Here is a 13,075-nt window from a genome sequence, read left to right as displayed (position 1 = left end):
GCGTTGCGATACCACCACGCATGCCTGTGTACTGGCATTATTTTTATACTGACGGGATGCCAGATGATGAACCGCGAACTGGAAGCTCTCTACTCTTCGACAAACCAACAAACGCTCGCGCAGTGGCAAGTAACCCAGGATATTGGCGAGCCACGCGGCGCGTATTACGACCCGCGCAGGCTTGCGCTGGCCGCCGGGATCCAGCCTGAGATGCCTGCGCAGATTCGCGCGTTGCTCGATGATTTACAGCAACTTGCCGGGCGCGATCCGTTAGCGGATATCCTGCCCGCAGAAGGATTCCATTTCACCTTTTTACCCCTGACAGTACCGCTCTACGAACCGGGGGAACCGTTGCCGGAAAAGATCCGGCACTTAACAATGTGTTGGAAGCACTATCACGCTCAGACAATTAAGATAAACGCATTACGGCTGGTGGCATTACCCGGCCAGCTATTGCTTGCGGGGATCGCTGATGAACAGGCGATGGCGATGCGCCAGGCTTTTTGCCAGCAGGTTTTGCATTCAGCATGGCGGGACGAATTGCTTGCCAGGCACCCGGCGTTATCTTTGCCGCCATTATTTTGGCACAGCACACTGTTACGTTACGGCGCAACATACTTACCGCAGACGCTACGGGAATTCTTCCTCGCCCGGCAAGGGCGTGATTATGGTGACGTCGCTGGCAGTCTGAAACTGGCCCGCATCAACTACAACTGGACGCAGTGCTATCCTTTGGATTAGCCCGATAGCAACCCGGAAGTCATTACGGTGCTCCGGCTAATGTGCAGGTGCCTAATTCAACAGGAAAATATCCGTGATATATTAGACGTTATCCTCTTTCATCAGGTGCAACCCATGTCCTACTCGATCGGCGAGTTTGCCAGGCTTTGCGGGATCCCCGCCACGACGCTGCGTGCATGGCAGCGCCGTTATGGTCTGCTCAAGCCGCTGCGCACGGAAGGCGGGCACAGGTTGTACAATGATGACGATGTGCAGCAGGCGCTTAAAATACTCGACTGGGTAAAAAAAGGGGTGCCTGTCAGCCAGGTGAAGCCACTGCTGGCGCGTCCGGGTAGCCGTCACGCGAACAACTGGCTGACACTTCAGCAGACGATGCTCCAGCATCTGAAAGAGGGCAAAATCGAATCCCTGCGTCAGCTCATTTATAATTCAGGCCGTGAATATCCAAGGGGTGAGCTGGTGCGCGAAGTGTTGCGCCCGCTGCGCGGCCAGGTGTCGGCCAATGTTGCGGCGATGATGACCCTGCGGGAAATTCTCGATGGCATCATTATTTCCTATACGGCGTTTTGTCTGGAAGGGGATAAAAAAGCGCCCGGCGAAAACTATCTGCTCACCGGCTGGCATCTTAACGATCCCTGTGAAATCTGGCTTGAAGCGTTACTGCGCACCGGGCAGGGACAACGTATTGATATTCTTCCGTCTCCTCCGGCAATGCTGGCGCCAGAGATCTTCCCACAGCGCAAATGGCTGCTGGTAACCAGCGGAAAGCTGACCGCCGCGCGTAAAAAACAGATTATGCAGTGGCAGCAGGTTGCCTCCCTCGAGGTTATTACCCTTTAAAAACGTTCCCGTGAGCTTAATTTTTGCGGAACCATAACTATTTGTAATACTTATTCATTAACAAAATTTATTTTTAAAACTTAGACAAACATCCTCTGTTGTGTAACTTTTAAGGTAGGTCTTTCTATACCCGTTAAGCGCAGGGGGCATTTATGAACCATCAACCCACAATTGGGATTAGCGGATGTCTGACGGGCTCCGCAGTGCGTTTCGACGGGGGACATAAACGCATGGGGTTTGTCATGGATGAACTGGCGCAGTGGGTCACGTTTAAGCCTGTCTGCCCGGAGATGGCCATTGGTCTGCCGGTTCCTCGCCCGGCGCTGCGCCTGATCCAGACCACCGATGGCGACACCCGCATGCGTTTTAGCCACGATCCGCAGGAAGATGTGACGGACAAAATGGCGGCTTTCGCCGAACGGTTTCTGCCTTCCGTCAGTAATGTATCCGGCTTTATTGTCTGCGCTAAATCGCCCAGTTGCGGAATGGAACGCGTACGGCTGTATGACGAGCAGGGTCATCGCGGGCGTAAAGCGGGCATTGGGCTGTTTACCGCGGCGCTGCTGAAAAAATACCCGTGGCTGCCGGTAGAAGAGGACGGGCGCTTGCACGATCCGCTGCTGTGCGAAAACTTTGTCGCGCGGATTTTCGCGCTGCATGAGCTGAATGCGCTACGTGAAGAGGGGTTAACCCGCAGCAATCTGCTGGCGTTTCACAGCCGCTACAAGCTTCAGTTGCTGGCTCATCACCAGGCGGGTTACCGCAAAATCGGCCCCTTTGTTGCCCGGCTCGGCGAGTGGAAGGATCTGGATGCTTTCTTTGTCGCTTATCGCGAGCAGTTTATGGCGATCCTTAAGCATGTCGCTTCGCGCAAGAATCACACCAACGTGCTGATGCATATTCAGGGCTATTTTACCCGGCACCTCACCAGTCGGCAGCGTGCCGAACTGTTGTCGGTGATCACCAACTACCGGCTTGGGTTATTGCCGCTGCTTGCGCCATTAACATTGCTGCAACACTATCTGGCGGAATATCCAGACAGTTACCTGCAAACACAGAGCTATTTCGCGCCTTATCCCGCCAATCTTGGCCTGCGGCTCGCCGTGAACTGACGGGACGTAAAAAGAGATGCAGACAGAGAACTATTGCAATTTGCGTCAAGATGCGGGACTTTTGGCGTGAGGTTTTTCTCAAACCGAAATGAATACCGAAAAAAAGAGAACGTGCTATGCAACATATCATTGAAGGCTTCCTCAGCTTCCAGAAAGAAATTTTCCCACAACGTAAAGAGCTTTTCCGTAGCCTGGCCTCCAGCCAGAACCCGAAAGCCCTGTTTATTTCCTGCTCAGACAGCCGTCTGGTGCCGGAACTGGTAACGCAACAGGAGCCGGGCCAGCTTTTCGTTATCCGCAATGCCGGTAATATCGTGCCGTCGTTCGGGCCGGAGCCGGGCGGTGTATCCGCGACAATCGAATATGCGGTTGTGGCGCTGGGCGTGACGGATATTGTGATTTGTGGTCACTCCAACTGCGGCGCGATGAAAGCGATCGCTACCGCGCAAAGCCTGGAGCCGATGCCTGCGGTGGCCCACTGGTTGCACTATTCAGATGCCGCAAGAGCCGTTGTTGAGAAGAGAACTTTCGAAAACGAGACCGACAAAGTCAATGCGATGGTCGAAGAGAACGTGATTGCGCAACTGAACAATATCAAAACGCATCCTTCTGTGGCCGTCGGGCTTCGTGACAACGCGCTGCGTTTGCACGGGTGGGTTTACGATATTGAAAGCGGCGAAATCCGTACGCTGGATAAAAACAGCAAGAAATACGTTTCGTTGGCCGAAAATCCGACGGTGTATTTTGAATAAAACCTTATCGCGTGGCTGAAACATCAGCCCCGTTTAATGCGTAAAGGCTGCCTGGCAGCCTTTTTTTATGCGCGGCGTCAGCGCTTTCCGGTGAGCATCAGTCGGTTGCATTGACAGGATGTGCAGTAGATGGTTGTATAGTACAACTAATTATCCTGCACGCGGAAACATGATGACAGCGCCCAACCTGATTAATGACATTCGTGTCGCCTCCCGGCTGATGGTTCGTGAACTCGGCTTTATGAATACGACGCTTGCCGCCACGGATTACTCGCCCTCCGCCGTGCATACCTTGCTGGAAGTTGAACATCACGGCGCCATCACCGCCGCGCAACTGGTCAACATTTTGGGGCTGGAAAAATCCAGCGTCAGCCGCATGCTGGCGAGGCTGATTAAAGCGGGAGAGTTACAGGAAGTGCAGTCCACTGACGATGCACGCTTTAAGTCACTGCAATTGACTGCAAAAGGGAAAGAGAGCGTTGCCCGTATTAACCGCTATGGTGCGATGCGCGTGCGTGAGGCGATGGAGCATCTGAGCGAGGCGCAACGTGAAGCGGTTGCCCGTGGCTTATCCGCTTACGCCTTTGCGCTGGAAAGTTGCCGCAACGGGGCAGCGCAACTGGGCGGTGCAAGGCCGGAAATTGTCAGCGGTTATCTGCCGGGGATGATTGGCCGGATCAGCGAAATGCATGCCAGCTATTATTCGCAGCACTATGATTTTGGTTATTTTTTTGAAGCAAAAGTCGCGGCCGGGCTGGCGGAGTTTGCCGGGCGGCTGGACAATCCGCGTAACGGCATCTGGCTCGCCGTTCGCCACGGGCGCATTGTGGGATCGGTGGCTATTGACGGGGACGATCTGGGAAATAATGAGGCACATCTGCGCTGGTTTATTCTTGATGAGGAGTGCCGGGGCAGCGGCGTCGGGCGAGAACTACTGGCTCGCGCGATAGCATTTTGCGACGAGCAACAGTTCGGCGCGGTACAGCTCTGGACATTCAGCGGATTGCATGCGGCCCGCCGTCTGTATGAATCCTGTGGCTTTACACTCAGCAAAGAGTGGCAGGGCGATCAGTGGGGACGCCCGATGCTTGAGCAACAATTCACCCGTTACAGCCATGCGGGTTCGCCTTCGCGGGCATAAAAAAAGCGCCCGAAGGCGCCTCTCACACAGTACATCGCAACAAACTTATTTAGTCAGTTCGGCTGTCATGTGTACGTTGTTATTGGTATTGGCTTCAATAATTTTGTAAGACGCACCTTCTTTCTGCGCCTGGGCGGCAATCACAGATTCTGCATCATCCAGCGTGCTGCCGGTTGCTGTAATGGTCTGTGCAAAAGCGCCAAAAGAGAGAGCAGAAAGTGCAGCAGCGATAGCGATAGTATTGAAAGTTTTCATGGTGTTATTCCTTAAATTTCTCATTCGTGTTGGGCGTTATTGCCCGAATCTAAAAATCTTCTGTTGTGGCTGGTGACAAGCCAACGCCTTATTTGTAAATAACCGCGGTGCCGTGCAGGGTGTTCGGGCCGGTCACTGAGGTGATACGGAACGATTTCGCGCCCATTTCATCGGCTTTCTGCGCCAGTTCACTTTCCAGCGAAGAGAGGTTGGTACCGGCATTGGCGGAAATCACGCCCACTTTTTGCTGGCCAGCCGGAGAAGACTGAACTTCTACTGCAGCCATGCTGGCGAAAGAGAGGGAGCTGAGGACTGCAACGGCGATCAGGGACTGAATGCTTTTCATGTGATTTACCTTTCTAAAATGGTTTGTTTGGGCGTCGTAAGTATTAACTTAACGATCGATAGGTAAATCATAAGTGTGATCTGCATCACTCGTCAATACTATTTTTATAGTGATCATTAAAATAAATATAAATTCTTTATTATTCAATTTATTATGCGGTGAAATTTTTTAAAAAATCTTCGCTGGTCATCACCCTTGCAATGTTTTTATAATGATTAGTAATTAAATCCATGTGGACAAGGGAGGAATCATGACAACCGATGTCACATGCGGGACGAAAAAAAGTCGTGGACGACCGAAAGTCTTCGACAGAGCGGAGATGATGGACAAAGCGATGATGCTGTTCTGGCAGCACGGCTATGAAGCCACATCGCTGGCCGAGCTGGCGGAAGCCACCGGCGCGAAAGCGCCAACGCTGTATGCGGAGTTCACCAATAAGGAAGGGTTATTCATGGCGGTTCTCGACCGCTATATGGCGCGCTTTATTGCGAAACACCAGGCGACGCTGTTTTGTGACGAGAAGAGCGTAACCCAGGCGTTGCGGGATTATTTCACCGCCGTCGTCGGCTGTTTTACCCAAAGCGACACGCCAGCGGGCTGCTTTTTGATCAACACCTCTGCCACGGTGTCATCGTCGGCTGCGCCTATCGTCGAGACGATCCGGGAAAAGCATGCCTCGCAGGAACAGACCCTGCTGACATTTTTGCAGCAGCGTCAGTTGCGCGGTGAGATCCCGCCACACAGCGATCTGCCGGTTATTGCGCATTTCTTAATGTGTATTGTGCAGGGGATGGCGGTCAGCGCGCGGGAAGGCGCGACGCGGGAAAAGCTGATGGAGATTATCGACACCACACTGCGCTTATGGCCGGAGCTGGTGAAAGCGTGAAGACAAGAAACCCAGGCCAGAATGCCTGGGTTTGGTCGTCAGGCGACGGCGGTCAGCGTTGTGACCTGCAAATCGGCTAAGCCGTCAATGGCGCTAACCAGTGCTTTGAACGGCGCGGCCTGTTCATGCTGCGCCAGCATTTGCGCCGATTGCCAGCGCTCAATCATCACGAACTGATGATCGTTTTTGCTGTTGACATGTAACTGGTACTGCTCACATCCCGGCTCGCCCTGAACGTCCCGTTCCACGGTTTTCAGCGCCTGGGCTACTTTGTCGCGCGCGCCTGCATGGGCGGTAATGGTGGCGACAATGGTGATTTTTTCCTGCATTTTTCTGCTCCTTTAAGCGTATAACACTGCGTTCAGTCTACGCCGCCTGTGCGAACAAATAATCCCCTTTCGGGCGACAGCACTTTCACCCACAAAGAGAAAATCGGGCTCAGCGCCCGGTACGCAACGACTGCGGCGGAATGCCATAGCCGCGAATAAAGACTTCCCGCATATGGCGGCGATCGCGAAAACCCGATTCGCGGGCGATGGCGTCCAGCGACAAACGGCTTTGCTCAATCATCAGCCGCGCAGCTTCCAGACGTAATCCCTCAATCGCCTTCGCTGGTGATTTCCCTGTCTCCTGGCGAAACAGGCGACTAAGCTGACGGGCGCTCAGATGGACGGCATCGGCCAGCAGTTCCACTGTCAGCGCTTTGCTCAGATTGCTGCGGGCGTATTCGAGCGCGCTTTGCAGACGATCGGAGCGCGGTGCCAGCGCCAGCATCTCCGAATGCTGCGTTTGCCCGCCGGATCGCCGCTGGTTCATCACCAGATTGTGCGCCACCGCGCGGGCGATCTCCGCACCCAGATCTTTTTCCACCATGCCGAGCGCCATATCCAGCCCGGCGGTCATGCCTGCGGAGGTCCAGATGCGGTCATCAATGATAAAAATGCGATCATCTTCAAGCTGAATGTCGGGATGCAACTGCAACAAACTGCGGGCGTGCGCCCAGTGCGTGGTCGCGCGTTTTTTATCCAGTAATCCGGCCTGCGCCAGCACAAAGGCACCGGTGCAGACTCCGGCAATGCGGCGTGCCTGGAGCGCGGTGGTTTGCAGAAAATGGACGATGCCAGCCGATGCCGGTTCTTCAACCGGTGTCAGTACGCCTGCCACCAGCCAGCTATCCACCTGGGTGTCATCCGAAAGCGGCAGTGAATCCACGCCAATGCCCGACGATGAGCGCACCGTACCGCCAAATTCGGAGTAGACCACCGGCTGGTAAAAGTCTTTGCCGGTGGCCATGTTGGCAAACTCAAACACGGTCAGCGTGGAGATCGCCAGCATCTGGAAATGGTCGGCAATGATTAAGCCAATTTTGTGCATCGCGACTCCCTAATATCGCAGGCTGCGGGCTGGAGCGTCAGGCAGCGAACGCGTAATCGCTCCGAAATCAGCAGGCTGATTAACGCCAGCAATAAGAACAGAACAGCGCTGAGCATCACACCATAAAAACCCCACAGCGGATAGATCCACGACGCGACGGCCGAGCCAAAACCGATACCGCAGAACATAAAGGCGCTGGTTAACGCCAGCGAAATCCCGCGCGTTTCGGCCGTGGCGATTTCCACCACTCGCCGCTGCTGGGACGGCCACAGCAGATCTGTAGAGAAAGCCCACAGTACCAGCAGCAGATAAAGCAGCATTAGGTTTGCGGGCAGGATCATTATCGCCAGCATATCCACAATTAGCAGCGTGATGCCCACCACCAGTAAACGCTCGGCGCTGTAGCGACGCGCTGCGCGACCAACAAACAGGTTGCCAAAAATCCCGGCGACGCCAATCACCGCTAAGGCAACAGAAACGCTGGTGGCTGTACCGTGCCAGTTATCGCGAATCAGCGGAGAGATAAACGCGTACATGTCGTAGACGCCGGAGGTGATAAAAAATACCACCAGGAACGCCGCCAACGATTTCCCCTCCGCCAGCACAGCGACCAACTGGCGAAAGCGGATATCCGCGCCTTTAACGATGTTTGGCACGCTTAACCACACCGCCAGTGCCGTAAGCAGGCTGAACAAGGCGACCAGCGCAAACAGTTCACGCGCACCCCATGTCGTTGCAATCCAGGCGGCCAGCGGGATCCCCACCATGCTCGCCATCGAGACGCCAAGCAATATCATGGCGATAGCAGTGCCGCGATCGTGCTGCGCCACTAACTCCGCGCCGAGCGCCACCAGTACCGGGCCAATCAGCGAAGCGCCAAGCCCCATCACAATGCGCGAAGCGATGAGCATCGGGTAATCTGCTGCCATCGCAAAGAGAAGCGCGCCGAGGCCAAACACCAGCATCCCGGCCAGTACCTGATATTTACGCATCAGGTGACCGAAAAAGATCTGCGCCAGCGGAGCGGCCAGCGCGAAGGTTAAACCAAAAATGGAGAGCAGGCGGGCGCTTTGCCCGTCACTTAATCCCCATTCATGGGAGACTGCGGCCAGGCTGCCGGCAACCGACAGTGCGCCTGTCGCCTGAACAAAATAGGCCAGGCTCAGCGCCCACAGGGCGCGTCTTTGCGAAGGGGGGATTGGGTTCTGCATTATCAACTCCAGCAAAGGGGCAGCGGGCTGCCCCGTCATCGGTTATGCAACAGGAATGGGGTTATCGACGAGGGACTGGTTGAACGCGTTAACCATCGCATGCTCATTCGCACCGGGGTTGTCGCGCGCGGGCAGTACGCTGTCCACAATCGCTTCAATGGTATCGGTGCCCAGTTTGTCGAAGGTCTGCTGAATAAAGTCCTGCAACGGCATCGCGCGCGGATCACCGCTTTTATAAATCAGGTCGGTATCTACCCACGGTGGCGAAATTTCAATCACTTTGACGCTACTGTCGCGCAGCAGGAAACGCTGCGACAGGGTGTAGGAGTGAATGGCCGCCTTCGTTGCTGAGTAGAGTGCATTCGCCGCCAGCGGCAGGAACGCCAGAATCGAACTGTTATTGATCAGCACCGCATCCGGCTGCTGTTTCAGATGTTCGATAAACGCGGCGCTGACGCGCACTGGCCCCAGCAGATTAGTGTTAAGCAGCGTGACGGCCATCTGGTCATCCAGCTCACCGGCGGCGTTATCAAACGGCATAATGCCTGCGTTGTTGATCACCACGTTCAGCGCCGGATAGCGTAATAACACCTCTTTTGCTGCGGCGTTGATACTCTCCGCGCGGGTTACATCCAGCACGACTGCGCCCATGCCGGGATTAGCGGCGGTGACGCTATCCAGCAGCGCCTGGCGCCGTCCGGAAATGATCACCTGGTTGCCAAGCTGGTGGAATTTTTCAGCCATCGCGCGGCCAATACCAGAGGTGCCGCCGGTAATAAAAATCGTATTGCCTGTCAGTTTCATGATCTCATTCTCTGTTCTGTTAACGGTTAGTGGGTGACGGTTGCGCGATAGCGCTCTGCCGGTACGTTTGTGGAGAGTTGCGGCATCAGCGCCCGGCGATGCTGTTCCAGCGCCTGCCAGTCGGCGTCGTTATGCAGGGAAGGAATGGTCACCAGCTCGCCCTGCAGAAAGCCCACCAGCGCCGCATCCACCATGTCCGTAGCGCTCATAACAATGGTTTTGTCGAGTTGTTCCAGCGGCAGGCCGCCGTTGTCCCAGAATGGCGTCGCCGTTGCGCCAGGCAGTACGGCCTGCACCTGAATGCCTTTATCGGCCAGTTCGTGATGCAGTGACTGACTAAACGCCAGCACAAAGGCTTTTGTCCCGCCGTATACGCCGTTCAGCACTTCGGGGGCGATGGCGACGATGGATGAGATGTTGATAACCGCGCCTGTGCCACGGGCGACGAAGCCGGGCACCACCGCGTAAGTGAGGCGGGTGAGGGCGGTGACGTTCAGGTTAATCATTGCTTCCATGCGATCGATTTCGCTTGCCAGCAGCGGCGTATGCGTGCCGACGCCAGCGTTATTGACCAGCAGTGTGATGCTGGCGTCTTCGCTCAGCCGGGTTTCCAGCGCGCGGAGCTGTTGCGGATCGTTAAGGTCAGCGGCGATCGCCTCCACATTACGCGATGTATCTGCGGTAATGTGGCTGGCCATCTGGTTCAGGCGATTATGGTTGCGGGCAACGATAATCAGGTCGTAACCCATACGGGCCAGACGGTTGGCGTAAATTGCGCCGATACCGGTTGATGCGCCGGTAATAACGGCAGTGCCTTTGTGATGTTGTGTAGCGATGTTCATAGCAGACTCCCGGTTCAACAATGGATGCGATGGAAGCATCATAAGTGAGTCAGGAGTGTCGTAAATGACGTTGATAGTGCTAATTCAGGACATTGGCAAATATCCCTGCATGCGTTTCGCTACAGGCGGCTGCCATAGAGTTTGCGGTACACCGTGGGGGTTAAACCGGTGACTTTAATAAATGCCCGGCGCAGGACATCACCGCTGCTGTAGCCGCAGCGCCCGGCAACCGTTTTAATCGCCAGGCCGTTTGCCAGCAGTTCCCGCGCTTGTGCAATCCGCGCTTCTTCCAGCCACTCGCCGGTACTCTTTGCCATCTCCTGCTGAAACAGACGATTGAGATGACGCTCGCTGAGATGAATATGCTCCGCCATCTGCGTGACATTCTTTACCTGCGCCAGGTGCTGTAATGTCCAGCGCTGTAAATCCTGCAATGCAGAACGCCCGCCAACGGAGATCTGCTGCTTACGCACAAAATGCCCCTGCCCAGCGGGACGACGAAAAAACATCACCAGATTGGCCGCCACATCCTGGGCGACGTCGCGACCGAGATCTTCTTCGATAAAACGCAGCGCCAGATCCATGCCGGAGGTGACACCCGCCGCCGTTCTGACCGGCCCATCCGCGACGTACAGCGCATCCGCATCAACCGCGATGTCCGGATAGCGGCTGGCGAGTTGCTCCGCGACTGACCAGTGCGTCGCCACTTGTCGCTGGTGCAGTAGCCCGGTTTGCGCCAGCAGCAGCGCGCCGGTACAGACCGAACCATAGCGCACGCTCTGGCGGCAAAGGGCAGTAACGGCGGCGATTTGCCGTTCCGTCAGCGCACGCGCGTCGATGTCCGGCGCACCCGCAATCAGAAAAGACACATTTTCTGGCGGTGAAAAATCAGTCAGCCTGGCATTCGCATTCAGCGCCACGCCGGAAGAGGAGTGAAGGTGCTTTCCTTCCAGCGACATCAATACCGGCTGGTAAACCTGGCGATGCAGCAGGCGGTTGGCTTCGGCAAACGCATCAAAAGGCCCGGCGACATCCAGCAATTGCACGCCTGGAATAGCCAGTATGACGATGGTATGCAGCATCTTTCACCTCTGAAGTCTGTGGATGACGTTATGTCCGATATTGCCTGTTTTGTACTATTATAGACACAGCTTTTCTCTTCTAGAATGGCCCACACACATTCCAGTCGGAGAGAGAACATGAGCTTCAACATCCAAGGTATTCGCATCCCTGATAGTCAGATGGCACGCGACGCCACCGCCCTGGTTCGCGATACCGAATCAGACCTGCTGTTTAACCACTCCAGCCGCGTTTACTACTGGGCGGCATTAGCGGGCAGGCAGCGCGATATCAAGGTTGACCACGAATTACTCTATGTCGGTTGTATGTTTCACGACATGGGGTTAACGCATGAGCATTGCAGTTGCGATAAGCGTTTCGAGGTGGACGGTGCTAACGCGGCACGCGAATTTATGCAGCGCTATGGCGTGACGCAACAGGATATGGACAAGGTGTGGACGGCCATTGCACTGCACACCACGCCGGGTATTCCGGAATTTATGGCACCGGAGATTGCGCTGGTCACCGCCGGTGTGGAAATGGATGTGCTGGGCATTGGCTACGAGAGTTTTGACGAAGCGGAACGTGAAGCTGTGGTCGGTCAATATCCGCGCCCGGCCCGTTTTAAGGAGGAGATTATCCAGGCGTTTTATGACGGCATTAAACACCGGCCTGCGACCACATTTGGCAACGTCAAAGCCGATGTGTTAGCCGATAAAGATCCGCATTTTGCGCCGCTGAATTTTTGTAGCATCATCCGCCAGTCGCCGTGGAAAGGCTGAGCGAACCGCCGGGCGAGAGCCCGGTTTATTGCGGATTGAGCACCGCTTTGCTCCAGTCATAAAACGCCCGCACTGAGGGCGGTAAATAGCGGCTTTGCGGGTAAACCAGCGACAGGGGCAAGTCAAAGGCATAGTCCTCCATACAGCGCACCAGCGCTCCGCTTGCCAGCCAGGGTTGCGCCAGATAACTGGCGACGCGAATCAGCCCCAACCCCTGTATCCCGGCCTGAATATAGGCATCTGTATCGTCAACGATCAGCGTCTCGCTGAGACGGATTTCATGATCGTCGCCTGCGTGGCTCAGCAGCCAGTCGGTGGTGCGCCCGGTACGGTGATTCAGATAACCCACGGCTTTATGCTGGCGTAACGCCTGTAAATCAGCGGGATGGCCATATTGCGCGATGTACTGCGGGGAGGCCAGCACCACCCAGCTAAACTTCGCCAGCGGCCGTGCCACCAGCGTGGTGGAATCCTCCACTCTGCCGGTACGAATCACGCAGTCGTATCCTTCCTGGATCACATCCTCAATGTTATCGCTGGAGCACAGCGTCACCGCCAGTTGCGGGTAGCGGTGCAAAAATTCAGCCAGCCGGGGCAGAATGCAGTGTCGCGCCAGCGATTGCGGCATGCCGATTTTCAGACGACCTGCGGGCTGGCCGTGAGCGCCGGGAAAGGAGGATTCCAGCGCGGTGATATCATCCAGTATCCTTTTGCACGCCTCGTAGTAGCGGCTTCCTTCCGTCGTCACGCTGAGTTTGCGCGTGGTGCGTTGTAAAAGCTGCAAGCCCAGCCCATTTTCCAGCTCTTTAATGACCCGCGAGACGGTGGATCGCGGCAGGCCGAGCGCTTCTGCGGTGCGGGCAAAACTGCGCGTTTCCACTACCTGTACATAGACGCGCATCGATTCCAGTTTATCCACTTTTCCCCCTC

General features: G+C 55.5%; 16 protein-coding genes. 7 read left to right on the top strand and 9 right to left on the bottom strand.

The window, feature by feature from the left end:
- The first annotated feature begins 63 nt into the window (after positions 1 to 63).
- The 5 genes from AWR26_RS20195 (at position 64) to AWR26_RS20175 (ending at position 4,586) form a co-directional block, all read left to right on the top strand.
- Positions 64 to 741 carry a hypothetical protein gene (locus tag AWR26_RS20195; RefSeq protein ID WP_064568279.1) on the top strand — a complete coding sequence of 226 codons (678 nt, stop codon included), beginning with the start codon at positions 64 to 66 and terminating at the stop codon, positions 739 to 741.
- Between the two features lie 114 nt (positions 742 to 855).
- Positions 856 to 1,581, top strand: a complete 726-nt coding sequence (locus AWR26_RS20190) for a MerR family transcriptional regulator (protein WP_064568278.1) — start codon at positions 856 to 858, stop codon at positions 1,579 to 1,581.
- Positions 1,582 to 1,733: 152 nt separating this feature from the next.
- Positions 1,734 to 2,693, top strand: a complete 960-nt coding sequence (locus tag AWR26_RS20185; protein WP_064568277.1) for a YbgA family protein — start codon at positions 1,734 to 1,736, stop codon at positions 2,691 to 2,693.
- Between the two features lie 116 nt (positions 2,694 to 2,809).
- Positions 2,810 to 3,445, top strand: coding sequence for a carbonic anhydrase (locus AWR26_RS20180; RefSeq protein ID WP_007373397.1), 636 nt, complete (start codon positions 2,810 to 2,812; stop codon positions 3,443 to 3,445).
- Between the two features lie 172 nt (positions 3,446 to 3,617).
- The gene (locus AWR26_RS20175) at positions 3,618 to 4,586 is read left to right on the top strand and encodes a bifunctional helix-turn-helix transcriptional regulator/GNAT family N-acetyltransferase (RefSeq protein WP_064568276.1); all 969 of its coding nucleotides are present in this window, start codon (positions 3,618 to 3,620) and stop codon (positions 4,584 to 4,586) included.
- Between the two features lie 45 nt (positions 4,587 to 4,631).
- On the opposite strand, the gene AWR26_RS20170 is transcribed toward AWR26_RS20175, so the two are convergent.
- Positions 4,632 to 4,841 carry a YdgH/BhsA/McbA family protein gene (locus AWR26_RS20170; RefSeq protein WP_043954752.1) on the bottom strand — a complete coding sequence of 70 codons (210 nt, stop codon included), beginning with the start codon at positions 4,839 to 4,841 and terminating at the stop codon, positions 4,632 to 4,634.
- An 88-nt stretch (positions 4,842 to 4,929) separates the two neighbouring features.
- Positions 4,930 to 5,187, bottom strand: a complete 258-nt coding sequence (gene bhsA, locus AWR26_RS20165) for a multiple stress resistance protein BhsA (RefSeq protein WP_043954751.1) — start codon at positions 5,185 to 5,187, stop codon at positions 4,930 to 4,932.
- A gap of 250 nt (positions 5,188 to 5,437) precedes the next feature.
- Here bhsA and AWR26_RS20160 point away from each other — a divergent pair, with 250 nt between their 5' ends.
- Positions 5,438 to 6,073 (top strand): TetR/AcrR family transcriptional regulator, encoded by a 636-nt coding sequence (locus tag AWR26_RS20160; RefSeq protein ID WP_043954750.1) that lies wholly within the window; start codon positions 5,438 to 5,440, stop codon positions 6,071 to 6,073.
- 38 nt (positions 6,074 to 6,111) lie between these two features.
- Here AWR26_RS20160 and AWR26_RS20155 read toward each other — a convergent pair whose 3' ends face one another.
- The 6 genes from AWR26_RS20155 to AWR26_RS20130 form a co-directional block, all read right to left on the bottom strand.
- On the bottom strand, positions 6,112 to 6,402 hold the full coding sequence (locus tag AWR26_RS20155; RefSeq protein WP_007373402.1) for a putative quinol monooxygenase: 291 nt from the start codon (positions 6,400 to 6,402) through the stop codon (positions 6,112 to 6,114).
- Between the two features lie 109 nt (positions 6,403 to 6,511).
- The gene (locus AWR26_RS20150) at positions 6,512 to 7,447 is read right to left on the bottom strand and encodes a GlxA family transcriptional regulator (RefSeq protein ID WP_064568275.1); all 936 of its coding nucleotides are present in this window, start codon (positions 7,445 to 7,447) and stop codon (positions 6,512 to 6,514) included.
- Positions 7,429 to 8,658 carry an MFS transporter gene (locus tag AWR26_RS20145; protein ID WP_064568274.1) on the bottom strand — a complete coding sequence of 410 codons (1,230 nt, stop codon included), beginning with the start codon at positions 8,656 to 8,658 and terminating at the stop codon, positions 7,429 to 7,431. The genes AWR26_RS20150 and AWR26_RS20145 overlap by 19 nt, the downstream gene beginning before the upstream one ends.
- 42 nt (positions 8,659 to 8,700) lie before the next feature.
- Entirely contained in the window at positions 8,701 to 9,462 is a 762-nt protein-coding gene (locus AWR26_RS20140) for an SDR family oxidoreductase (protein WP_064568273.1), read from the bottom strand.
- Positions 9,463 to 9,488: 26 nt separating this feature from the next.
- Positions 9,489 to 10,304, bottom strand: a complete 816-nt coding sequence (locus tag AWR26_RS20135) for an SDR family NAD(P)-dependent oxidoreductase (protein WP_064568272.1) — start codon at positions 10,302 to 10,304, stop codon at positions 9,489 to 9,491.
- Positions 10,305 to 10,423: 119 nt separating this feature from the next.
- On the bottom strand, positions 10,424 to 11,386 hold the full coding sequence (locus tag AWR26_RS20130; protein WP_064568271.1) for a GlxA family transcriptional regulator: 963 nt from the start codon (positions 11,384 to 11,386) through the stop codon (positions 10,424 to 10,426).
- A 117-nt stretch (positions 11,387 to 11,503) separates the two neighbouring features.
- Between AWR26_RS20130 and AWR26_RS20125 the strand changes: the two genes are divergently transcribed.
- On the top strand, positions 11,504 to 12,145 hold the full coding sequence (locus AWR26_RS20125; RefSeq protein WP_064568270.1) for an HD domain-containing protein: 642 nt from the start codon (positions 11,504 to 11,506) through the stop codon (positions 12,143 to 12,145).
- A 25-nt stretch (positions 12,146 to 12,170) separates the two neighbouring features.
- Here AWR26_RS20125 and AWR26_RS20120 read toward each other — a convergent pair whose 3' ends face one another.
- Positions 12,171 to 13,064: a LysR family transcriptional regulator gene (locus AWR26_RS20120; RefSeq protein ID WP_064568269.1), complete on the bottom strand. Its 894-nt coding sequence runs from the start codon at positions 13,062 to 13,064 to the stop codon at positions 12,171 to 12,173.
- Positions 13,065 to 13,075: the final 11 nt, after the last annotated feature.

Origin of the sequence: Kosakonia oryzae, from assembly GCF_001658025.2 — a bacterium.
GTDB classification, from domain to species: domain Bacteria; phylum Pseudomonadota; class Gammaproteobacteria; order Enterobacterales; family Enterobacteriaceae; genus Kosakonia; species Kosakonia oryzae.
The sequence above is the reverse complement of the archived record's forward strand: the minus strand, read 5'-3'. Positions and strand labels throughout refer to the sequence as shown.